The following is a 21,651-nucleotide window of genomic DNA, read 5'->3' as shown; positions in this document are numbered from 1 at the left end:
TCACCGACCGGCCGCCCGGTGAGTCGGCGATTCAGCCGGTCGGTCGGGCGGCGGGTCGGTCAAGCGGGGCAGTCAGGTAGGGCGGTCAGGTAGGGCGGTGAGCGGCCGCCCAGGTCAGGAGCCGCCCCTCCTCGTCGCCGGTGAGCGGCACGGCGAGGACGCGCAGCCAGTCGGCGAGTTCGCCGTCGCGGAGCGGGCGGTGCTCGGTGGGGGCGCCGGCCCGGCGTACGGTCACGGTGGCCTCGGTGAGGGTGACGTGCCGGTCGGGCAGGTGGCGGGCGACCATCAGGGTGCGCACGAAGTGCGAGGCCGGGTGGGTGGCGGTGTAGTGGTGGCCGATCACCACGTCGACGGGCAGGACGGGCAGTTCGTCGGTGGTGTGCATCATCTGCCAGCCGTCGTCGCGCCACCGCCGCATCTCCCAGCCACCGCTGCCGCCGGTGCCGCTGCCGTCCGCGGCGTCGATGCGGTAGCGCCAGCCGAGGTGTTCGTCGCCGGCGCCGTCGGCGATCGGGACCGGCCGCAGCAGGCTCATACCGAAGCCGGGGTCGCACAGCAGCCGCTGCCCGTCGAGGCGGACCTCGACGACCATGTGGGTGCGGCCCTGCTGGGTGCCGTCGGCCGGATCGCCGACGCGTCCGAGACGGCGGCGTACGTCGTAGCCGAGGCGTTCGAGTGCGGCGGCGAAGACGGTGGCGTGCTCAAAGCAGTAGCCGCCGCGGCCGCGTCCCACGAACTTCTCCTGGACGGCGTCGAGGTCGACACCGGGGTGGCTGCCCAGGACGACGTCGAAGTTGTCGAACGTGAACGTGCGTACGTGCGCCTCGTGGAGTTCGTCGAGCGCGGCCCGGCCCGGTTCGCGGACCGGCAGGGCGAGCCGGGCGAGGTAGCCGTCGAGGTCGAGCCGGTCGACGCGCCAGAGATCGTTGGTCACGGGACCAGTGAACCAGCAGCGTGAACCGGCGGCGTGAGCCGGCGGCGCGGACGAGCGCGGTGGAGACGACTCGGCGAACCGGAACGAAGAACCGAACGGTGGCCGGGAGCGCGGCGACCCGAATCCGTGGCCCGGCGCGCTGCGCCCGCGGGCAGCCGGGCGGGTCCGGTGGCTGTTAGCGTGCCGGGGTGGATCTCTTCTCGAGTTCGTGGGCGGCCTTGCGGGCGGCGGTCGCGGACCTTTCGGACGAGGACTTCGCCCGTCCGTCGGGTTGCGCGGGCTGGCTGGTGCGGGACCTGGTGTGCCATCTGGTGATCGACGCGCAGGACGTGCTGATCACGCTGGCGACGCCGGCCGACGCGGCCCCGACGCGGAACGCGGTGACGTACTGGGAACTGGTGCAGGCGCCGACCGGCGACGATCCGCTGGACGCGCTGACCGTGCGGCTCGCGGCGGCCTACCAGGAGCCGTGGCTGCTGAAGTTCCACCTCGACGACGTGGGCTCCGCGGCCGGGCGCGCCGCGGAACTCGCGGACCCGCGCGGCCTGGTGGGGACGAAGGACCAGGTGCTCACGGCGGGGGACTACCTGGAGGCGTACGTCCTGGAGTGGACGCTGCACCACATCGACTTGGCCGCGCACCTGTCGGACGTGTCGCCGCCGGCGCCGGGTCTGGCGCGTTCGCGCACGATGCTGGAGGAGCTCGCGGGGGCGGCGTTCCCGGCGTCGTTCTCGGACGCGGACGCGCTGCTGGTCGGTACCGGCCGCCGGGCGCCGACCGCCGAGGAGCGTTCCCGGCTGGCGACCGAGGGCGGCGGCGCGGACGGCGGGTTGGCCGCGAGGCTGCCGTTCGTCCTCGGCTGACGCGTCCCCGCAGCCCAGGCGCCCGGCCCCAGGCGCCCGGCGCGCCGCCTCCCGGGCCTTCGGCGTCCCACGGCCTGGCCCAACCGGGCGAGGCCGAGCCTGGCCGGCCCTGGCCGGGTCGCGCGTCAGGTCAGGGGGCGCGGCCGATGAAGGCGAGCAGGCGGGTCTGGACGTCGGCGTCGTCGGGCACCTTCGTCCGGGGGCCGTACTGGCCGCTGGCGCGAAGCACGTCGTCGAGGGGCAGCATGCCGTCCAGCAGTTCGGCGCACTTGGCGGCGTCGAGGGTTTCGTCCTGGCCGGTGGCGCGGGCCAGGTCCCACGTGTGCAGGAAGACGTCGGCGGTGTAGAACCGGTCGACGGCCTGGTCGAGCGGGACTTCGCCGATGTGCGGGTTCGCCAGGGTGCGGGTGGCGGTGGCGGGATCGTCGAGGAGGGCCTGCACCGCGTCGCTGTGCACGGTCCACGCGGCGACCGGGTCTTCGTCGGCGGAGGGGCCCGCGGGCAGGTCGACGCCCGCGCCGGACTTCAGGAAGGCCGGGAACCACTCGACGAGGTGGCGTACGACGTCGCGGGCGACCCAGCCCTCGCACGGGGCGGGGTTGTCCCAGGCGGTGGGCGGGACGCCGCGTACCCGGTCGGTGAAGGTGCGGGCGATCCGGCGGTGTTCGTCGGCCGGGGTGCGCGGGGCGGCGTCGCGGGCGAGGAGTTCGTCGAGGCGTTCGTGGCCTTCGCGGACGCCGCGGTCCATGCCGCTCGCGAGCATGGCGTCGCGGGCCTGGACGGACTGCATGAGGGAGGTGGTGGTCACCCGGGTGCGGCGGCCGCCGAGGTCGAGGAACGCGGTGGTCTCCAGGCTGACGTTGTCCGGTGAGCCGTCGTAGCCGAAGGTCTGGACGATGCGGGTGTCGGGGCGTACTTCGTGGAAGACGCCGCGGAAGCCGTACGCGGTGCCGTCGTCGGCGGTGTGCACGTAGCGGTAGGAGCCGCCGGTCCGGGCGTCGTAGCGGTCGATGTGCATGGTGAGCCGGCGCGGGCCGAGCCATTGGACGACTAGGTCGGGGTCGGTGTACGCGCGGAACACGTGCGCGGGCGCGGCGTCGAACTCGCGGGTGATCACGATCGTCGGCTGCGCGGGGTCGGCGGTGATGCGGGTTTCCCGGCGGCCGGTGTCGTGGTCGGTGCCGGGGTTGTCGTGGTCGGTGGTGGTCATGATGCCGCTTCCTCCGTGGCTGCGGGCCGGTCGTCCGGCGGGGTGTCGGTCCGGCCGTCGGCTCGGCCGGCCGGGTCGCCCTGGTCGTCCATCCGGGCGAGGACGGCGTCCAGGCGGCGGAAGCGGTCCTCGGCTTCGCGCCGGTAGCGCTCGATCCACTTGGTCATGAGGTCGAAGACCTCGGCCTCCAGATGGCAGGGGCGGCGCTGCGCGTCTCGGCTGCGGCTCACGAGGCCGGCGTCCTGCAGGACCTTGATGTGCTTGGAGACGGCCTGGACGGTGACGTCGTACGGGGCGGCGAGTTCGTTGACGGTGGCGTCGCCCGCGGCCAGGCGCGCGACGATGTCGCGCCGGGTGGGGTCGGCCAGCGCGGCGAACACCCGGGACAGCCGGTCGTCGGACATTCCCGCACCTCGCACTTTCGCCTACGATTATTCAACCTGCCGGTTAAATACAACCTACGGCCAGGCCGCCCCGTGGTCAACCGATCGATTGAATACCCGCGACGAGCCCCAGACCGGCCGCCGGCGGCGGCCCGCACCGTACGGCGGCTCTGGTTCGGCGGCCCCCAGTGCGCGGCCGCGTCGGAGCGTATGGGGGGCGGCTGTTTGCTCGTGGGCCCGCGCCGCCCCGCGCCGGGCGCATATCGCGTGGCGGCGGGGCGTCCGGTCGGGCATCGTTCCGGACGATGAATGACGAAGACGCGCTGTTCCACGCCCACCCCGACTCCTACGCCCACCCCGACTCCCTTGAAGGGCTGCTGCAACGCGGGCGGGGCCTGGGCACCGTGCGGGCCGTGCAGGACCCTTCGGCGGCTTCGGCGTTCGTGTACGACGGGATCCGCCGGGACTGGGCGTGGGACTCGCTGGTCGACGAACGCGCCCTGCACCTGGCACGACTGGTACGCGACCTGGAGCGGCGTACGCGCACTTGGTGCGGCCCCGAGGCCACCGCGCGGCGACTGGCCCGGTTCGGCGCGGCCGCCGCACCCGCCGCGCCGGACCTGCGCCGACTCTGGCTGCACACCCCGCACTCCTACGCGCGGGCCGCCTACCTGGAGGCACTCACCGCCATCGGGGCGACAGCCGGCCTGGACTACGCCCACACGGAGTCCCTGTGGGATTGCCAGGAGCAGGCCCGGCTCCTCGGCATCGCCCACGCCCCGGACAACCGCACGACCCAGGCGCGCGTCACCGAGCTGCGCGACGACCTGATGGAAGTCGCCCACGTACGTGCTGCCGCAGCCGAGCGCCTGGCCGCCGCGTAGCCCCCGAGGGACGCCCCGGATGCCCGCCGGGCCCGCCGTCGTCGCCCTCGCTCAGCAGGCGTCTTCGACGGCCACGACGATCCCGTTCGGGATGTGCGCGGCGACGATCGACCATGCGGGTGTCGTCGTCAGGCCGGTCGCCCACGCGTCGAGGCTGCCGCCGCCGGGGAAGAACCAGGAGCTGAAGCCGCCCAGTTCGCTCAGCGCCGGGGTGGGGGAGAACCGGACTTCGCAGTGCACCTGGACGTGGTTCTCGTGGCCGCCGTGCTCGTCGACGGACTCGAACTGCCGGGTGAAGTCCAGCAGGAACGCGGGCGGGCCGTCGAAGGCGTACGTGCCGTACTGGAAGAGCAGTCCGTCGCAGTCGGTCGTCCTCGGGGTGTCGAAGGGGATGCGCGCGAACCGCAGAAACGCCTGCCAGGCGTCCTCCGCGACCAGGTCTCCCAGCGGCCTGCCGTCGCGGAGCAGTTCCTCCCGGAGCAGGCGTGCGGCGTTTCCGAGCGTCGCTTCGGCGGGCGTCACGTCGGCAGGCCTCATGACGGCGGGTGGGTGAGTTTGGCGGCCACGGCGTCGAGGACCCAGTCCAGGCCGGTGGCGAAGGAGGTCTCGGGGTCCACGTCCGCGCCGTCGTGCACGGCTTTGGCGAGCGCCGGATAGCGGCCCGTGGCGAGCATGTTCGTCACGTGCGGTCCGTGGGCGCGCTGCCAGTCGTGCTTGGACAGTCCGGTGGCGTGCTCTGCCCGCAGGTTCGCGACCTCGCGCCTGATCGCGCCGATGTAGTAGGCGCTGACCGTCTCCACGGCGCGCATGCCGGTGTCGACGTCGGTGACGCCGTCGAGTGCGGACAGCGTGGCCTCCGACACGGCAAGGGCGTTCGGACCCAGGGTCGGGCGGCCGCCGAGCAGGTCGGCCAGCCACGGATGGCGGAGCGCGGCCTGCCGGGTGCGGACGGCGAGGACGCGCAGCGCCTCCCGCCAGTCGCGGGGCCGCTCCTCGGGCAGGACCTCGGCATAGACGGCGTCCAGCATGAGGTCGAACAGCTCCTGCTTGGTGGAGATGTATCCGTACAGGCGCATCGGGCCGGCGTCCAAGCGGGCGGCTACCTTGCGCAGCGAGACCGCGTCGAGGCCGCCCTCGTCGGCCAGTGCGATCGCGGCGGCGACGATGCGATCGCGGTCGAGCGGGGCGGGTCGGGTCGGCGGCTCGGGGCGGTCCCACACAGTCATGGGTACACCGTACTGTTGCGATACGCCGTCATGGAGAAATACAGTGTATCGACATGAGACACCGTATCGCCGTAGTGGGGAGCGGTCCCGCCGGCCTCACGTTCGCCCGCGTCCTGCACCGCCACGGCCACCACGCCACCGTCCTCGAACGCGATCCCGCCCGCGACGCCCGTCCTCCGGGCGGCACTCTCGACCTGCACGAAGGCCTCGGCCAACTCGCGCTCGACAAAGCCGGGCTGCTGGCGGAGTTCCAGGCGATGGCCCGCCCCGAGGGGCAAGCCATGCGCATCCTGGACAGCGACGGGACCGTCCTCCGCGACTGGCAGCCGCGCCCGGGCGAGCGCGCCAATCCCGAGATCGACCGCGGACACCTGCGCGACTTGCTGCTCGGCGACCTCGACGTCCAGTGGGGGCGGGGGGTGACGCGGGTTGTCCCGGGGCACCGGGACGGCGTACTGGTGCACTTCGAGGACGGGCGGCAGGAGGCTTTCGACCTCGTGGTCGGCGCGGACGGCGCGTGGTCCCGGGTCCGCCCGGCCGTGTCCCCGGTGACACCGCACTACACCGGCGTCACCTTCGTCGAGACCTCGCTCGACGACGTCGACACCCGCCACCCCGACCTCGCCCGGCTCGTCGGCGACGGCTCCGTGGCCGTGTACGGCGTCAACCGCGCCGTCGTCGCCCAGCGCAACAGCGGCGGCCACGTCAAGGTGTACGCCCAGTTCCGCGCACCGCTGGACCCCCCGTCGGCCCCGGACCCGACCGCGCCCCCGACCCCGGACCTCGGCCCGGACCCGTCCGACGCCGAGGCCGTACTGGCGGGCCTGCTGGCGCTGTTCGACGGCTGGGCCGACCCCGTCCTCGACCTGCTCCGCCGCGGCACCGCCTTCGTCCGCCGCCCCCTCCACGTCCTGCCCGTGGGCCACACCTGGACGCACACCCGGGGCGTGACACTCCTGGGCGACGCCGCGCACCTGATGCCCCCGCTGGGGGCGGGCGCGAACCTCGCGATGCTGGAAGGCGCCGAACTCGCCGAGGCCGTCGCCGCCACCCCCGACCCCGCGGACCTGGACGCGGCCGTCCGCGCGTTCGAGGAACACATGTGGGCCAGGGCCGCCCGGTGGGCCGAACTCACCGCCGCCGGCCTCGAACGCCTCGTCAGCCCAAACCCCGCCGACGCCCTGGCCCTCTTCGACAACCTCCAACCCCACTGACCGCCGTCACTCATCGGACGGCCTGCGCACGGACGCGGCGGGCGGTGGCGGGTCAGCCCCCACCGCCCGCTCGGTGACGGGAGCTGGCTGACGTACGACTCCGTCCACATGGTCAGCCGCCATTTGTAGTCCTCGATGCGATGCGCTCGGCCCTCTTCGGGCGACATGATGTCGCGTCCCACCGACGCCGCGCGCAAATGCGGTGGCGGGCGCGGAGGCGCACCGGTGAAGCTGGGGAGATGAGCGACGAGCGACCCGAGCGCTGGACCCAGGCGAACGTCTACCCCGACATGTGGATCGACCCGGGCGACGACCCGCGCAACAGCGACGGCCCCAGCCCGGACGGGGAACTGGCGACGCTGCAGGAGTACCTGGCCGACTACCGCCTGACCCTGCGCATGAAGTGCGACGGGCTCGACGCCGAGCAGCTGGCCCGCCGGTCGGTCCCGCCGTCCACGATGTCGCTGCTCGGGCTGCTGCGGCACCTCGCCGAGGTCGAGCGGGACTGGCGCGGCTGGATCGGCGAGCCGCTGCCCAAGCTCTACGGCAAGGGCGGCGACTTCGACGCGGTCGCGGCCGATCCGGGGATGGTCGAGGCCGCGTACGCCGACCTCGCCCGGGAGCAGGCCGCCACCGACGCCGTCCTGGCCGAACACCCGGACCTGGGCGAGCGGCTGGGCAAGGACCGCATCGCCGTCCGCGAGCTGATGGTGCACCGGATCGAGGAGTACGCCCGCCACTGCGGACACGCGGACCTGCTCCGCGAGTGCATCGACGGACGCGTCGGCCAGTAGCGCGCTAGCGCCCCGGTAGCGCGGCGCGGTCGCGCGCACCGCAACACCGGTATCCGGCCCGCGCGACCGCGCCGCGCGTTGCCCCCACCAGGGCCGGGTACGGCGGCGCCGCAGACACGGGCGTCCTGGCCGGGGCCCTGCCCACAGGTCGCGACCCCACCCCTCGACGCCGGCCGCAACGCCCCGCTGGGCCGTCGGGGCTTCCCGCATCCGGCTCAAAGCTGCATGGTCCGGTGACAGCGCACCGCCATAAACTGCGCGCGACATTCCGATCCCTGACCGGAATTGCCCTCCACGTGCCTGTTCCGAGCAGGCCGGAGTTTCGAAAACGCACATCGAAAACGCACATCGGAACCGAGACACGTCCGCCCGCGGGGCCGCCGTTGTACCCAACGTGGTCATGGGCCGGGAGGCTCCGGGCGTACCAGGCCGTTCTGGTAGGCGATGACGACGAGTTGCGCCCGGTCGCGGGCGCCGAGCTTGGTCATCGCGCGCTGTACGTGGGTGCGGACGGTCAGCACGCTCAGCACCAGCTCGCCGGCGATCTGGTCGTTGGACTTGCCGTGCGCCGCCAGGACGGTCACCTCCTGTTCGCGCGGCGTCAGGTCCGCGAGGCGTTCCACGGGCGCGAGCGGCGGCCCGGCGGCCGGGGTGGTCAGGAACCGGGTGATCAGGGCCTGCGTGGCACCCGGCGACAGGAGGGCTTCGCCCGCGGCGACGGTGCGGATCCCGTCCAGCAGCACGTCCGTGGTGACGTACTTGCCGAGGAAACCGCTCGCACCCACCCGGAGCGCCTGGGCGACGTACTCCTCGGTCTCGAACATCGTCAGGATCAGGACGCGCGTGCCCGCCAGGTCCGGCGCCGCGCAGATCTCGGCGGTGGCCGTGAGCCCGTCCGCGCCGGGCATGCGGATGTCCATCAGGACGACGTCGGGCTTGTGCGCGCGGGCCAGTTCCACCGCCTGGCGGCCGTCGGCGGCCTCGCCGACCACCTCCATGTCGTCGCAGGAGTCGATCAGGAGCCGGAACGTGCCGCGCAGCAGGGCCTGGTCGTCGGCGAGGAGTACGCGGATCGTCAACGGGGTTCCTCAGGTCGTGGGCCGGGGCCGGGGTCGGGCGGGGCGTCCGCGGAGGCCGCCTCGAAGGCTTCCCCCGTGGGAGAGCCCCCCGGGGTGCGGGGCTGGAAGGGCAGGACCGCCGCGACCTCGAAGCCGCCCTCGGGCCGTACGCCGGCGCGCAGTTCGCCGCCGATCGAGTGGGCGCGTTCGCGCATGCCCATCAGACCGTATCCGCCGCCGGGCACCGGCGCGGCGGGCCCCGGGGCCGCCGGGAAGTCGTTGGTCACGGTGACGCGCAGGCGCGAGGCGTCGTAGCGCAGCCGTACGCGGGCCTCGCGGTCGGGCGCGTGCTTCGTGGCATTGGTCAGCGCCTCCTGGATGATCCGGTACGCGGTCAGGTCCACTCCCGGCGACAACGGCCGGACGTCCCCCTCGGTGCCGACGTCGACCGTCAGCCCGGCCGACGCGCACGCCGCGACAAGCGCCGGCAGCCGGTCCAGGCCCGGGGTGGGCTCCAGCGGATCGGTGTCCGGGTCGGCGCCCGGGGCGGCGGTACGACGCAGCAGGCCCACCGTGGCGCGCAGTTCAAGGAGCGCGGATGAGGTGGTGTCGACCAGGTCGGCCAGGATTTTGCGGGTCTGCTCCGGGTGCGTGTCGGCGAGGTGCGCGGCGGTGCCGGCCTGGGCGTGGGCGACCGCCATGTGGTGGGCGACGGCGTCGTGGAGTTCACGGGCGATGCGCATGCGTTCCTCGGCGACCCGCAGCCGCGCCTCCTCCTCGCGGGTGCGTTCGGCGTGCGCGGCGCGGGCCTGGACGGATTCGAGGTACGCGCGCCGGAAGCGGCTGCGGTCGCCCAGGGCCACCGGCAGCAGCAGCCACACGACCGTGCCCACGGTGCGGAGCACGAAGTCGTCGCCGAGTTCCTCGCCCGCCAGCGAGGTGGCCACCAGCACGACCATGGTCGCCGAGCCGTAGACGGCGGCGGTCCGCGGGCCGGTCAGCGCGACGAGCCAGTACAGGGCGGCCGCGACGGGAGCCAGCAGCAGAGGGCTGGGCAGGTAGCCCAGGCCGGTCAGCAGGGCGGCCGCGGCGACGGTGGCCGCGAGGGCGGCGCGCGGGTGGCTGCGCGACGCCAGGACGGCCGCGCTGGAGGCCGCGAGGATCCAGACCGGCCACAGGGCTTGCGGGGGCGAGGACTCGGACGTGCTGATCTGGGTCCCGAGGAGCGCGCAGACGCACAGCACCACCGCCGCCACCGCGTCGGCGGCCCGGGCACGGCGTTCCGCGTACCGTTCGAGGTTGCCGGTCATCGTGCCTTCCGTCGGGGGGCGTATCGAGGTCCATGGTCGCCGATGGGCGCCGAAACGGGCGCGCGGCCCGCCCGGCACAAGGTGCTCGGGCGGGCCGGCGGACGGTCTCGGGGACGGTCTTGCGGGCCGCTCGGTCAGAGGCGCGCCTCGACCGGTCCGCCCGGATCGCGGTTGGAGCCGGGACCGGGACCAAACCCAGGATCGGAACCCGGATCGGAACCGGGACCGCGGGTGTGCGGTCGGGTGAGTGCCTCGCCTTCCACATCCACCCGCGGCAGGACGCGGCCGAGCCATGCCGGCAGCCACCACGCCCGGTCGCCAAGCAGGCCCAGAACGGCGGGCACGATCGCCATGCGGACCACGAAGGCGTCGAAGAGGACCGCGGCGGCCAGGCCGAATCCGAGCATCTTGATCATCGACCCCTCTTCCCCGATGAACCCGGAGAAGACCGCGACCATGATCAGCGCGGCGGCGGACACCACCCGGGCGCTGTGCCGGAACCCGGACACCACCGCCTGGTCCGCGGACTCCCCGTGCGTGTACGCCTCCCGCATCCGGGACACCAGGAACACCTCGTAGTCCATGGCCAGTCCGAAGACGATGCCCATCATGAAGATCGGCATCAGGCTCATGACCGGCCCGGTCTGCGCCACGCCGAACAGGCCTGCCGCGTGGCCTTCCTGGAAGACCAGGACCAGCACGCCGAGCGCCGCCAGCACCGACAGGACGAAGCCGAGCGCCGCCTTGACCGGCACCAGCACGGACCGGAAGACCACCATCAGCAGCAGCACCGCAAGTCCGCCCACGACGGCCAGGTACGGCGCCAGCGCGGACTGCACCTTCGCCGCGACGTCGATGTTCAGCGCGGTCGTGCCGGTGACCTCGAACGTCGCCGACGCCTCCCGCTCCGCGGCCGGCCGGTCGCGGCGGATCGCCTCCACCAGGTCCTTGGTCTTCTCGTCCGTCGGGCTGGTCGACGGGGTGGCCCGGAATACCGCCGTGTCGACGGCCTCGTTGAAGTCGGCCGGCGAGACCGACACGATGCCGTCCGTGGCGCCGATCCGATCGCTGACGGCCCGCACCGCGGCCTGCGGGTCGGCGGCTCCCCGCGCGTCCACGACGATGGTCAGCGGTCCGTTGAAGCCCGGGCCGAACCCGTCGGCGAGTGCGTCGTACGCGCGGCGCTCGGTGGTCGCGGTCGACTTGGCCTCGTCGCCGGGCATACCCAGTTGCAGCGACGCCATCGGCACGGCCAGCGCGGCCAGGCCCGCCACGCCGAGGACCAGCACCGCGACGGGGCGGCGCAGCACGAAGCGGGCCCAGCGCGTGCCCAGGTTGACCCGATCGACCGCATCCGGACCGGAACCGGCCGGGACTGCACTCCCCGGGACCGCACCACCCGGGACGGCACCACCCGGGAACGGCCCGCGCGCGGCATCGCCGTCCAGCCGTCCTGCACCGGGCCGTTCGCCCGTCGGGAGCACGGCCCGGCCGCCGCCCCGACGGCTCGCCTTGTGCGCCCGGCGGGCCCGGCGCGAGAGGACCGCGTCCGGCCAGAACCCGAGCAGCGCCGGGACGACGGTCAACGCCACCAGCACGGCGACCGCGACGGCCCCGGCGGCGGCCAGGCCCATCTTCGTGAGCGTGGGGATCCCGACCACGGCCAAGCCCGCCAAGGCGATCACCACGGTGACCCCGGCGAACACGACCGCCGACCCGGCGGTGCCCACCGCTACCCCGGCTGCGTCCTGCGGCGACCGGCCGCGCCCGCGTTCCTCCCGGTAGCGGGACACCACGAACAGGGCGTAGTCGATGCCCACCGCCAGGCCCAACATCATGCCGAGGGTGAGCGTGTCCGCGGACAGGCCCAACGGCCCGGCGAGCAGCACGATGCCGAACAGGCTCACGGCGACGCCGACGATCGCGGTCAGCAGCGGCAGGCCCGCGGCCGCCAGCGAGCCGAACGTGACCAGCAGGACGAGCGCCGCCGCCGAGAGGCCGACGATCTCCGCGATCCCGCCGGGGCCGCCGCCGTCGTCCATCGCGGACCCGCCCGTCTCCACCGTCAGGCCCGCCGCGCGCGCCCGGTCCGCCGTCTCGTCCACCGCCGCGCGGCTGGCGTCGGAGACGTCGGAGGACTCCACCTTGTAGGTGACGGTCGCGTAGGCGGTCGAGCCGTCGTCGCTGACCGCGTCCGACGCGAACGGGTCGGCGACGTCGGCCACCTGCGGGCCGCCGGCGAGCGCGCCCACGGCGTCCTCGACGGCCTGCCGCGTGTCGCCGGCGGTCACCTTCCGCCCGTCGGGGGCGACGAAGACGATCCGAGCGGTGGCGCCGTCGGCGGCCGTTCCGGGGAAGCGCTCCTCCATGAGGTCGAACGCCTTCTGCGATTCGATCCCCGGCATCGAGAACTCCTCGTCCGAGGGCCCGGACGCCTGCGCCGCGACCGCCGCGACCGCGACCAGCACGCCCAGCCACACCAGGAGGACCCGGCCGCGCCGCCGGAAGGCGGCGCGGCCGAGCCGGTACAGAAAAGTCGCCACGTCAGGGTCTCCCTATTTACAGGCGATGACCGCTCCAGGCTCGCCCGCGGGGACCCGCCCCGTCGTCGTGCCGCTACGGGCATTGCGGGCTACCGGAACCGCACCACCGAACGTCCGCCGACTACTGAAATCGCAGTAGCCGCCCACGTCGGCGCCACCCCGCGACCGGCCGCCGCGGACGTCCACCACAGCCGGCCGCTTCGGCCTCCGAGGCCGCTTCGGCTGTCCGCTCCGGATATCCGCTTCGGATATCCGCTTCGGACGCCGGGCGCGGTGGGCCGCGACCACCGCCGCGACTATGGCCAGTTGCGTGATGTGGAGGACCTGACCGATATAGCGGATCCGGCCTGTTCCCGGCCGTACCGGACCGGGGCTGGTCGCTCGCCGCCGGGCTGGTGCCGGCACACGACGTGCTGGCCGGCGTGTTCGTCCTCAACGGCCGCGATCCCGCCGGGAGGGGCGGCCGGAAGAGTCAGGGGAAGTGGTGTACTTCGCCCCGGACCCGCTGTCGTGGGAGACCCTCGGCGCGGGCCACGGCGACTGGCTGGGCCGGCTCCTGGCCGGAGACGCGTTGGCGGAGTTCTACTCCTCGGTACGGTGGCCGCACTGGTCTCGCGAACCCGGGTCCCTTGGGCAGCCTTCCCGAAAACTGAGCCCGCAGCCCGCAGCCCACCACCCAGGTCCCCATCCTCAGTCCCGGCCTGGCCCCGGCCCCGAACCCGTCCGCCCACGCCGCGGCAACGGTCAGAACAGGGAGCAGCCGGAGACCGCGGCGAAGGTCTGCAGGGCGACCGCGCCGGCCACGGAGTTGCCCTTGGGGTCCAGGCCCGGGCCCCAAGCGGCGACGGCGCAGCGGCCGGGGACGACCGCGAGGAGGCCGCCGCCCACGCCGCTCTTGCACGGCAGGCCGACGCGGTACGCGAACTCGCCGGCTTCGTCGTACGTCCCGCAGGTGGTCATGATCGCGGTGATGCGGCGGGCGTCGTCGGCGCTGATCAGCCGGGTGCCGTCGGCGCGGCGTCCGCGGCGGGCCAGCAGCAGTCCGGCCCGGGCGAGTTCGGTGCAGGTGATCATGATGGAGCACTGCCGGAAGTAGTGGTCGAGGGCGACGGGCACCGGGTTGCGCAGATTGCCGAAGTCGGCCATGAGGTAGGCGAGCGCACGGTTGCGGTCGCCGCTGTAGGCCTCGGAGCCGTGGGTGACGCCGTCGGCGTGGAGGTCCGGGTTGCCGGTTTCGTCGCGCAGCAGGGTGCGGACGGCGTCGTACGCGTTGCCGGTCAGGGTGTGGAGGTGGTCGGTGACGACGATGGCGCCGGGGTTGATGAACGGATTGCGCGGGATGCCCTGTTCGATCTCCAACTGGATCAGGGAGTTGAACGGTTCGCCGGACGGTTCGCGGTGCACGCGCTGCCACAGGCTGCCGTCGTCGCGGGACAGGACGAGGGCGAGGGTGAACATCTTGGAGATGCTCTCGATGGCGAAGCGTACGTCGGCGTCGCCCGCGGTGTGCACGGCGCCGTCGACGGTGGCGACGGCGAAGCCGAACTGGTTCGGGTCGACGCGGCCGAGGTCGGGGATGTAGTCGGCGACCTTGCCCGCGCCGATGTGGGGCGCGGTGGCGGCGGTCACGAAGTCGACGACGGCGGCGAAGTCGATGTCCCGGGTGTCCGGCGCGGGGACGGGCATCAGTGGTGGAATCCCGCGCGGTCGGCGTCGGCGGGCGCGCCGTGCGTGAGCCGGTGCAGGGAGCGGCGCATGTCGTCGGCGAGGAGGCCGATTTCGTCGCGGCCGATGCCGTGCCGGATCAGGACGCGCTGGATGACGGTGTCCTCGCGGTCGGCGGGCAGCGGGTAGGAGGGGACCTGCCAGCCGCGCATGCGCAGTTGGTCGGAGAGGTCGTAGAGGCTGAAGCCGCAGGTGTCGGGGTCGGTGAGGGTGTACGAGACGGCGGGCAGGGCGCCGTCGCCGTCGTACAGGAGGGTGAACGGGCCCATGGCGGCGATCTCGCGGGCGAAGGCCTGGGCGGTTTCGGCACAGGCCTGTTGGACGGCGCGGTAGCCGCCGTGGCCCAGACGCAGGAAGTTGTAGTACTGGGCGACGATTTCGCCGCCGGGACGGGAGAAGTTGAGGGCGAACGTGGGGATGTCGCCGCCGAGGTAGTTGACCCGGAAGACGAGGTCGTCGGGCAGGAGGTCGGCGCTGCGCCACACGGCCCAGCCGACGCCGAGGGGGGCGAGGCCGTACTTGTGGCCGGAGGTGTTGATGGAGGCGACGCGTTCGAGGCGGAAGTCCCAGACGACGTCGGGGTGGAGGAAGGGGGCGATGAAGCCGCCACTGGCGGCGTCGACGTGGATGGGGATGTCCCAGCCGTGGTCGGCCTGGATGCGGTCGAGTTCGGCGGCGATCTCCTGGACGGGTTCGTAGTCGCAGGTGAAGGTGACGCCGAGGATGGCGACGACGCCGATGGTGTTCTCGTCGACGTGGTCCTTGAGCTGGTGGGCGCGAAGTCCGGTGGCGCCGGGTTCGAGGGGGACCTGCCGGAGTTCTACGTCGAAGTAGCGGGCGAACTTGTCCCAGCAGATCTGGACGGGGCCGCAGACCAGGTTGGGCCGGTCGGTGGGCTTGCCCGCGGCGCGGCGGCGTTCGCGCCAGCGCCATTTGAGGGCGAGCCCGCCGAGCATGGCGGCCTCGCTGGAGCCGGTCGTCGAGCAGCCCATGGCGTTGCCGGCCGTCGCGGTGGTGGGGGCGTTCCACAGGTTGGCGAGGATGTTGACGCAGCGGGACTCGATCTCCGCGGTCTGCGGGTACTCGTCCTTGTCGATCATGTTCTTGTCGAGGCACTCGTTCATGAGCCGGTGCACTTCGTCCTCGGACCAGGTGGTGCAGAACGTCGCGAGGTTCTGTGCGGCGTTGCCGTCCAGGAGGAGTTCGTTGTGGATGACGGCGTAGACGACGTCGGCCGGGGAGTGGTCCTCGGGCATCCGGTATTTGGAGAGTTCGTGGCGGCTGAGTGCCGTCGCGAACACATCGGTGGACGCGTCGGCCTCGGCCGGGTCCCTCGCCTCGTGCAGTGCCACCGCAGGCCCCTCTCGCCAAATCTCGACACGTCCCGACACGTCCCGGCACACAAACAATCCTTTTAGGACGTTAAGTGAGATTTGGGGGCGGCGACAGCGGAGTGGCCCGTGCGCGGGACGCGGCCCACCGATCAGAAACCCTCCGCCGGGTCGTCGGTTCTGTCAGCCCTCGCACCGGTGGAAGGATTGACGACCATGACCGACCCCAGACCGCTGGGCGCCGACGAGGCCGCGTTCCTCGCGGCGGTCCGCTCCGGCGACCCGGCGCGGTTCGCACGCATCACCGAGCGCCACCGGCGCGAGCTGCGGGTGCACTGCTACCGGATGCTCGCGAACTACGAGGACGCCCAGGACCTGACGCAGGAGACGTTCCTGCGGGCGTGGCACAAGCGGGAGTCGTTCAAGGGCCACGCCGCCCTGCGGACCTGGCTGTACCGAATCGCGACGAACGCCTGCCTCGACTTCCTGGACAAGCGCAACGACCGCACACCCGTGCCGACCGGGCTGCCGGGCCCGGACTCCGAGGTGCTGTACCTCCAGCCCTACCCGGACCGGATGCTCCCCGAGGACCCGCAGGAATCGGTGGTGGCACGGGAGACGATCGAGCTGGCGTTCATCGTGGCCGTCCAGCACCTGCCGCCGCGGCAGCGGGCGGTGTTCATCCTGCGCGACGTCCTCGGCTGGCCGGCGCCGAAGGCCGCCGACGCCCTCGACCTGACCGCCGCATCGGTGACCAGCGCACTGCAGCGGGCCCGTGCGACGATGCGCGAGCAGCTCCCCGACCGCCGCCTCGACTGGCGGAGGCCCGCCACCCACGAGCTGTCGAACGACGAGCGGGACGTGGTGCAGGCGTACATGGACGCCCACGAGCGCAACGACCTGGCCGGGCTGACGTCCCTGCTGCGCGACGACCTGCGCTTCGCGATGCTGCCCGAGCGGGGAACCTCGTCCGCCACGGCCAAGGACGCGGTGGACGGCTGGGTCTCCGGCGGGCTCTTCCAGCCCGGCCACGACGACTGGCGCTGCACAACCACGACGGTCAACCGCATGCCGGCCGCCGTGCTCTACCTCCGCACCCCCGAGGCTCCGGAGCACCGGCTGTTCGCCATCGCGGTCCTGCACGTCGTCGACGGGAAGATCGCCGAGCTCACCGGATTCGACGCCACCGACAAACCCTGGCTGGGCGTGCCCCCGACGCTGTGATCGGACAGCGGCCTCATCGCCTGGTCTCGTACCGGGTCAGCACCACGCCGTCGGGAAACGGCCGGGTCTCCAGAGGGTCCAGGTGCACCCATTTGTCCAGGGCGGTGAAGAACGGCGTGCCGCCGCCCACCAGGACCGGGTGGGTGAGCAGCACGTATTCGTCGATCAGCCCGGCCCGCATGGCAGTCCCGGCCAGCGTGGCGCCGCCGATGTCCATCGGGCCGCCGTCCTCGGCCTTGAGCCGGGTGATCTCGGCGACCGCGTCGCCGGTGACCAGGCGGGTGTTCCAGTCGACCGTGCGGGCGGTCGACGAGAACACCACTTTCGGCATGTCCCGCCAGCGGCGGGCGTACTCGATGTCAGCCGGCGTGGCGCCGGGCTGCCGGTCGGCGGTCGGCCAGTGGGAGCTCATCGTGTCCCACAGCCTGCGCCCGTACAGCGCAAGGTCGGTCGCCGCCACCCGGTCGGACCACCACTGGAACAGTTCGTCGCTCGGTACGCTCCAGCCGAGGTCGGCGCCGGGCGCGGCGATGTAGCCGTCCAGGCTCAGGTTCATGGCGAAGATCAGTTTCCGCATCGTGCCGGCCTTTCGTGAGTCGGTCTCACAGGTACTGACGGGCACGGCGCGGAAACTTGATCGGTGCGCGATCTGCGTCCGCAGGATTCCCGGTGGGTACGGCCGGGACCCCCGGTCCGGCCGGGTGTGGCCGGTCCGGCCCGGGGTCTCGTCGGACGCCGGCCTCGGGTGCCGGGCCGCGCCGCCGGGCTACTACTCGACGTACAGGCTCACCAGCGCGGTGGTCCTGACCGTCCCCGTGCCGTCCCGGCCGGTCAGCACGACCGCGTAGTCGCCCGCCGCAACGCCGTCGGCGTGACCGGTGACCGCGACGCCCACCGTCCCGCCAACCGGCACCGTCACCGGCGCCGCGGACACGGTCACCAGGCCGGCCGGGGCCGGGGCGCCCTGCAGCGTGACCGCCGAGACCGTGAACGTGAGCGTCTCCGGCTGCGCGCCCTGGTTGGCGACCATCGTGTACGCGGTCGCCGTCTGACCCGGAGCATGCGGCGCGGCGAGCCCGACCGGCGGCGTGAGGTACGGAACCACGGTCTGCTGCAGGGCCGCACCCACGTTCACCATGCCCCGGCCCTGCTCGAACGGCGTCGCACCCGACAGCGGCGTCGCGCTCGCGATCAGCGCGCCCTTGACGTACAGCGCGGGCCAGGTCGGGTGCTGCTGCATGAGCAACGCCGCGGCGCCGGCGACGTGCGGGGCGGCCATGGACGTGCCGCTGCGCCGGTCGTATTGCGTGCCGACCGGGATCTCGGCCAGTGCGTCCGCGGAATGGGCCCCGACGATGCCGACCCCCGGGGCGACCACCTCCGGCTTGACGAGATGGTTGTAGACCGGCCCGCGGCTGGAGAACGACGCCGGGCCCGACGTTCCGTTCGACGCCCCGACGGTCAGCGCGCCCGCCGCCGCGCCCGGCACGGCGATGGTGCCCGGCCCGCTGTTGCCGGCGCCGACCACGAACAGCACACCCCAGACCGCGTAGGTGTTGACCAGGTCGATGATCGGCCTGCTGTCGTCGGAGACCGGGAACCGCAGGCTCATGTTGACGACCTTGGCCTGCGCGGTCTCGACCGCCCACTCGATGCCCTCGAGCGTGTCGCTTTCGAGGCAGGCGTTGCCCGCGCAGACCTTGCCGATCACGAGGTCGGCGTCCGGGGCCACCCCCTTGTACAGGCCGCCGGACGCCGCGCCGGAGCCGGCCACGATGGACGCGACGTGCGTACCGTGGCCCTCCTCGTCGACCTCGGGGTCGGACGCGACGCTCACGAACGCCTCGGCGGCGACGACGTTTTGCAGATCGGGGTGCGTCGCGTCGTAGCCGGTATCCAGGACCGCGACGCGCACGCCGTCGCCGGTGTACCCGGCCTGCCAGGCCGGCGCCGTGTTGATCTGGCCGTTGCTGACGTCGTCGATGACCGTCCAGTTGGACGCGCGGGTGGCCGGCCTCGCCTTCGGCCCCGCCCCCGGCCTCGCCCTCGACCGTGCCCGGGCACCAGATCCTGTCCAGGCCGGCGCGGATCGACCCGACCCAAACCACAAAGGGTTCTTCGCAAATATCTCTTTGCGAAGAACCCTTTGCGGTTTAGCGTGGACCGGGTGACGGACACCTCGAAGACGCCCGACGGCCCGCGGCGCGGCACGCACACCACGTACGGCTCCAGCGACCCCGACGCCGCCGTGCTGGACGCCAAGGGCCTGCGCGCCCTGGCCCACCCGGTACGCGTACAACTCGTCGGCCTCCTGCGTAAACACGGTCCGTCGACGGCCACCCGCCTGGCCGAGCGCCTCGGCGTGAACTCCGGGACCGCCAGCTACCACCTGCGCCAACTCGGCGCGGCCGGTTTCGTCGAGGAGGACACGGGGCTCGGCAACGCCCGCGAGCGGTGGTGGCGTGCCGTGCACCAGGTCACCGAGCTCCGGGACCACGACCTCGCGGCCCTTGAGCCGGACGCCACCCTCGCGTACCTGCGCTCCGTCGCCGCCACGTACACCGTGCGCACCCAGCAGACGCTGAACAGCCTCCCGTCGATGCCGCGTGAGTGGCGGGAGGGCTTCGACATGAGCGACTGGGCCCTGCGGCTGACGCCCGCGGAGGCCGTCGCCCTGCGCGCCGAACTCAACGCCGTGCTCGACCGCCACCGCAGGGACCTGCCGGACACCGCGGCCGACGCACCGGAAGGCGCCCGGCGGGTCGGCGTCATCGCACTGCTCCTGCCCGAACTGGATACGCCCGAGTCGGACGCCGGCCCGGACCCCGCCGCGGGAGCGGAGCCGTTGTGACCGAGCGAGCCCCCGCCCCGCGGCCGGAACCGGACCGGGACCTGGACCTGGACCGGGGCTCGGCCCGGGAACCGGGCTCGCGGTCGGTGCGTCCGCTGGCCGGGGTGCTGGCCGCCATGGCCGTGTCGCTCACCGGTACGCGCATCTCGGCGGTGGCCCTGCCCTGGTTCGTGCTCGTCACCACCGGCAGCGCGACCCGGACCGGGCTGGTGGCGTTCTGCGAGATGACGCCGTACGTGCTGGCAAAAGCGTTCGCCGGACCGGCCGTCGATCGGATCGGCCCGCGGTCCATCTCCTGGACCACCGACCTGACCAGTGCCGTCGCCGCCGTCGCGGTCCCCCTGCTGCACGCCCTGGACCTGCTGTCCTTTCCGCTGTTGCTGGCGCTGGTCGCGGTGGTCGGCGCGGCCCGCGGGCCCGCCGATTCGGCCAAGGAGGTCATGGTCCCGGAGGCCGCCGAACGCGCCGGGGTACCGCTGGAACGTGCCATCGGCCTGTCGGGCGTGACCGAGCGGCTCGCGTTCACCCTCGGCCCCGCGGTCGGCGGCGCCGTGGTGGCGCTGCTCGGCCCCCTGGTCGGGCTCGTTGTCAACGCGGCTTGCTTCGCCCTCGGATCGGTGGTCGTCGCGGTGGCGCTGCCGCGCGGTATGGGCCACCCGTACGAGGACGCCGCGGCGCCGGGCGGCGACGGCGAGAAGGGCCGGGACGGTGGCGCGGACGGGGACGACGAGGACGGGGACGGGGGCGGTGGCGAGGAGCCGGGCTACTGGCGGCGGTTCGGCGAAGGCGCCGCGTTCCTGCGCGGCGAGCCGCTGCTGCTCACCGTCATCGTCATGGTGGGGATCACCAACCTGCTCGACATGGCGTTCGCCGCGGTGCTCATGCCTGTGTGGGCCAAGGAGTCCGGCAACGGGCCGACCGCGATCGGCCTGACCGGCACGGTCATGGGGGCCGCGGCCGTCGCCGGGAGCCTGATCGCCGCGGTGGCCGCCCATCGGCTGCGCCGCCGGTTGGTGTTCTTCGCCGGGTTCCTGCTGGCCGGTGCGCCGAGGTTCCTGGTCCTCGCCGTGGACGCGCCGCTGGGAGTGGTGCTGGCCGTGTTCGCCGTGGCCGGGTTCGGGGCGGGCTTCCTTAACCCGGTGCTGGGGGCCGTGCTGTTCGAACGGGTGCCGCGGCGGATGCTGGGCCGGGTCAGCGCGCTAGGCGACGCGCTCTCCTGGGCCGGTATGCCGCTCGGCGGGCTGATCGCCGGTGCGGCGGTGGCTACCGCCGGGCTGGTGCCGGTGCTGGTGGCGGGCGGGGCCGCGTACTTCCTGACCACGAGCCTGGCCGGACTGCGGCCGGAGTGGCGCGAGATGGACCGCGCCCGGGGACGGGCCGCCGCCGCGACGCGGAACCCCGGCCGCCATCCCGGCCCCGGGAAGCACCAGGGGCCCGAGCACCCCGAGGTGCGCCCTGCGGAGAAGACGGAACCCGAACAAGACGACGACCCGCAGGGCCGGGCGCGCGCCGCGATGTGACGTCATCGACGTGAAGTCCGGCACGGGGTAGGGGACTTCCACGGTCGGGCGCGAGGCGGTCTAGTCCGCACTGACCTTGTGCACGGCGGTGTCGTCCGGGGTCAGGGGTCGCCCGTCCGCGGACAGCACCTCCAGTGGGCGGAGCGGGCGGCCCTGCCGTACGTCGAGCAGTTGTGAGTGCGATTCGCCGGGGGAGAAGCAGTTCTGCTCGCCCCACTGCCGCAGCGCCACGATGACGGGGAAGAGCGACCGGCCCTTGGGGGTCAGCGCGTACTCGCGGTAGGCGCTGCCGTCCGAGGCGGGTACGGATTCCAGGACACCGCCCGCGACCAGGGTGCGCAGGCGCGCGGTGAGGATGTTCTTCGCCACGCCCAGGCTGCGCTGGAATTCCCCGAAGCGGCGGCTGCCGTCAAACGCGTCCCGCACGATCAGCAGCGACCACCAGTCGCCGATGGCGTCCACCGACCGGGCGACGGGGCATGCGTCGTCGTCGAAGCGCGTCCTGCTGACCATGGCTTCCCTCGTTTCCACGCTGCCGCTCCATCTGGTTGCAGCATGCTACCAAGGCCGTATAGCGTCCC

20 protein-coding genes and 1 pseudogene are annotated in these 21,651 nt (G+C 73.2%); 8 read left to right on the top strand and 13 right to left on the bottom strand.

The features are described from left to right. Positions 1-85: 85 nt before the first annotated feature. The gene (locus ACWD12_RS32255) at positions 86-934 is read right to left on the bottom strand and encodes an arylamine N-acetyltransferase family protein (protein ID WP_450102529.1); all 849 of its coding nucleotides are present in this window, start codon (positions 932-934) and stop codon (positions 86-88) included. 188 nt (positions 935-1,122) lie between these two features. On the opposite strand from ACWD12_RS32255, the gene ACWD12_RS32250 reads away from it, so the two are divergent. Then, positions 1,123-1,797: a maleylpyruvate isomerase N-terminal domain-containing protein gene (locus ACWD12_RS32250; protein ID WP_450102528.1), complete on the top strand. Its 675-nt coding sequence runs from the start codon at positions 1,123-1,125 to the stop codon at positions 1,795-1,797. A gap of 130 nt (positions 1,798-1,927) precedes the next feature. On the opposite strand, the gene ACWD12_RS32245 is transcribed toward ACWD12_RS32250, so the two are convergent. Beyond that, entirely contained in the window at positions 1,928-3,007 is a 1,080-nt protein-coding gene (locus tag ACWD12_RS32245; RefSeq protein ID WP_450102527.1) for a TIGR03086 family metal-binding protein, read from the bottom strand. Then, complete coding sequence (locus ACWD12_RS32240; protein WP_450102526.1) at positions 3,004-3,411, bottom strand: ArsR/SmtB family transcription factor; 408 nt, start codon at positions 3,409-3,411, stop codon at positions 3,004-3,006. The genes ACWD12_RS32245 and ACWD12_RS32240 overlap by 4 nt, the downstream gene beginning before the upstream one ends. 284 nt (positions 3,412-3,695) lie before the next feature. On the opposite strand from ACWD12_RS32240, the gene ACWD12_RS32235 reads away from it, so the two are divergent. Beyond that, positions 3,696-4,274, top strand: coding sequence for a hypothetical protein (locus ACWD12_RS32235; protein WP_450102525.1), 579 nt, complete (start codon positions 3,696-3,698; stop codon positions 4,272-4,274). Between the two features lie 51 nt (positions 4,275-4,325). On the opposite strand, the gene ACWD12_RS32230 is transcribed toward ACWD12_RS32235, so the two are convergent. Next, positions 4,326-4,796: a hypothetical protein gene (locus ACWD12_RS32230; RefSeq protein WP_450102524.1), complete on the bottom strand. Its 471-nt coding sequence runs from the start codon at positions 4,794-4,796 to the stop codon at positions 4,326-4,328. Positions 4,797-4,807: 11 nt separating this feature from the next. Continuing rightward, complete coding sequence (locus tag ACWD12_RS32225; RefSeq protein WP_450102523.1) at positions 4,808-5,500, bottom strand: TetR/AcrR family transcriptional regulator; 693 nt, start codon at positions 5,498-5,500, stop codon at positions 4,808-4,810. 53 nt (positions 5,501-5,553) lie between these two features. Between ACWD12_RS32225 and ACWD12_RS32220 the strand changes: the two genes are divergently transcribed. Both ACWD12_RS32220 and ACWD12_RS32215 read left to right on the top strand, forming a co-directional pair. Next, complete coding sequence (locus ACWD12_RS32220; protein ID WP_450102522.1) at positions 5,554-6,714, top strand: FAD-dependent oxidoreductase; 1,161 nt, start codon at positions 5,554-5,556, stop codon at positions 6,712-6,714. Between the two features lie 239 nt (positions 6,715-6,953). After that, on the top strand, positions 6,954-7,508 hold the full coding sequence (locus ACWD12_RS32215) for a DinB family protein (protein WP_450102521.1): 555 nt from the start codon (positions 6,954-6,956) through the stop codon (positions 7,506-7,508). 398 nt (positions 7,509-7,906) lie between these two features. Here the strand turns inward: ACWD12_RS32215 and ACWD12_RS32210 are convergent, their stop codons facing one another. The 3 genes from ACWD12_RS32210 to ACWD12_RS32200 all read right to left on the bottom strand — a co-directional run bounded on the left by ACWD12_RS32210 (position 7,907) and on the right by ACWD12_RS32200 (position 12,419). Next, positions 7,907-8,587 carry a response regulator transcription factor gene (locus tag ACWD12_RS32210; protein WP_450102520.1) on the bottom strand — a complete coding sequence of 227 codons (681 nt, stop codon included), beginning with the start codon at positions 8,585-8,587 and terminating at the stop codon, positions 7,907-7,909. Continuing rightward, positions 8,584-9,876 (bottom strand): sensor histidine kinase, encoded by a 1,293-nt coding sequence (locus ACWD12_RS32205; RefSeq protein WP_450102519.1) that lies wholly within the window; start codon positions 9,874-9,876, stop codon positions 8,584-8,586. The genes ACWD12_RS32210 and ACWD12_RS32205 overlap by 4 nt, the downstream gene beginning before the upstream one ends. Before the next feature lie 134 nt (positions 9,877-10,010). Beyond that, positions 10,011-12,419 (bottom strand): MMPL family transporter, encoded by a 2,409-nt coding sequence (locus ACWD12_RS32200; RefSeq protein ID WP_450102518.1) that lies wholly within the window; start codon positions 12,417-12,419, stop codon positions 10,011-10,013. 481 nt (positions 12,420-12,900) lie between these two features. Here ACWD12_RS32200 and ACWD12_RS32195 point away from each other — a divergent pair. Beyond that, positions 12,901-12,993: pseudogene (locus ACWD12_RS32195) on the top strand (DUF2625 family protein); the annotation flags it as partial. A 170-nt stretch (positions 12,994-13,163) separates the two neighbouring features. On the opposite strand, the gene ACWD12_RS32190 reads toward ACWD12_RS32195, so the two are convergent. Together ACWD12_RS32190 and ACWD12_RS32185 are read right to left on the bottom strand one after the other, a co-directional pair. Further along, positions 13,164-14,105: a glutaminase gene (locus ACWD12_RS32190; protein ID WP_450102517.1), complete on the bottom strand. Its 942-nt coding sequence runs from the start codon at positions 14,103-14,105 to the stop codon at positions 13,164-13,166. Continuing rightward, positions 14,105-15,496 carry a glutamate decarboxylase gene (locus ACWD12_RS32185; RefSeq protein WP_435839206.1) on the bottom strand — a complete coding sequence of 464 codons (1,392 nt, stop codon included), beginning with the start codon at positions 15,494-15,496 and terminating at the stop codon, positions 14,105-14,107. The genes ACWD12_RS32190 and ACWD12_RS32185 overlap by 1 nt, the downstream gene beginning before the upstream one ends. A gap of 195 nt (positions 15,497-15,691) precedes the next feature. Here ACWD12_RS32185 and ACWD12_RS32180 point away from each other — a divergent pair, with 195 nt between their 5' ends. After that, complete coding sequence (locus tag ACWD12_RS32180) at positions 15,692-16,699, top strand: RNA polymerase subunit sigma-70 (protein WP_450102516.1); 1,008 nt, start codon at positions 15,692-15,694, stop codon at positions 16,697-16,699. Between the two features lie 13 nt (positions 16,700-16,712). Here ACWD12_RS32180 and ACWD12_RS32175 read toward each other — a convergent pair whose 3' ends face one another. Beyond that, positions 16,713-17,276: a dihydrofolate reductase family protein gene (locus tag ACWD12_RS32175; RefSeq protein WP_450102515.1), complete on the bottom strand. Its 564-nt coding sequence runs from the start codon at positions 17,274-17,276 to the stop codon at positions 16,713-16,715. A gap of 192 nt (positions 17,277-17,468) precedes the next feature. Next, positions 17,469-18,614: a S8 family serine peptidase gene (locus ACWD12_RS32170; RefSeq protein ID WP_450102514.1), complete on the bottom strand. Its 1,146-nt coding sequence runs from the start codon at positions 18,612-18,614 to the stop codon at positions 17,469-17,471. Positions 18,615-18,866: 252 nt separating this feature from the next. Between ACWD12_RS32170 and ACWD12_RS32165 the strand changes: the two genes are divergently transcribed. Both ACWD12_RS32165 and ACWD12_RS32160 read left to right on the top strand, forming a co-directional pair. Continuing rightward, positions 18,867-19,550, top strand: coding sequence for an ArsR/SmtB family transcription factor (locus ACWD12_RS32165; RefSeq protein ID WP_450102513.1), 684 nt, complete (start codon positions 18,867-18,869; stop codon positions 19,548-19,550). 116 nt (positions 19,551-19,666) lie between these two features. Next, complete coding sequence (locus ACWD12_RS32160; protein WP_450102588.1) at positions 19,667-21,070, top strand: MFS transporter; 1,404 nt, start codon at positions 19,667-19,669, stop codon at positions 21,068-21,070. A gap of 60 nt (positions 21,071-21,130) precedes the next feature. Here the strand turns inward: ACWD12_RS32160 and ACWD12_RS32155 are convergent, their stop codons facing one another. After that, positions 21,131-21,583, bottom strand: coding sequence for a winged helix-turn-helix transcriptional regulator (locus ACWD12_RS32155; RefSeq protein WP_358363595.1), 453 nt, complete (start codon positions 21,581-21,583; stop codon positions 21,131-21,133). Positions 21,584-21,651 lie beyond the last annotated feature (68 nt).

The sequence above is a fragment of the Streptodolium elevatio genome (assembly GCF_053592165.1).
The sequence above is the reverse complement of the archived record's forward strand: the minus strand, read 5'-3'. Positions and strand labels throughout refer to the sequence as shown.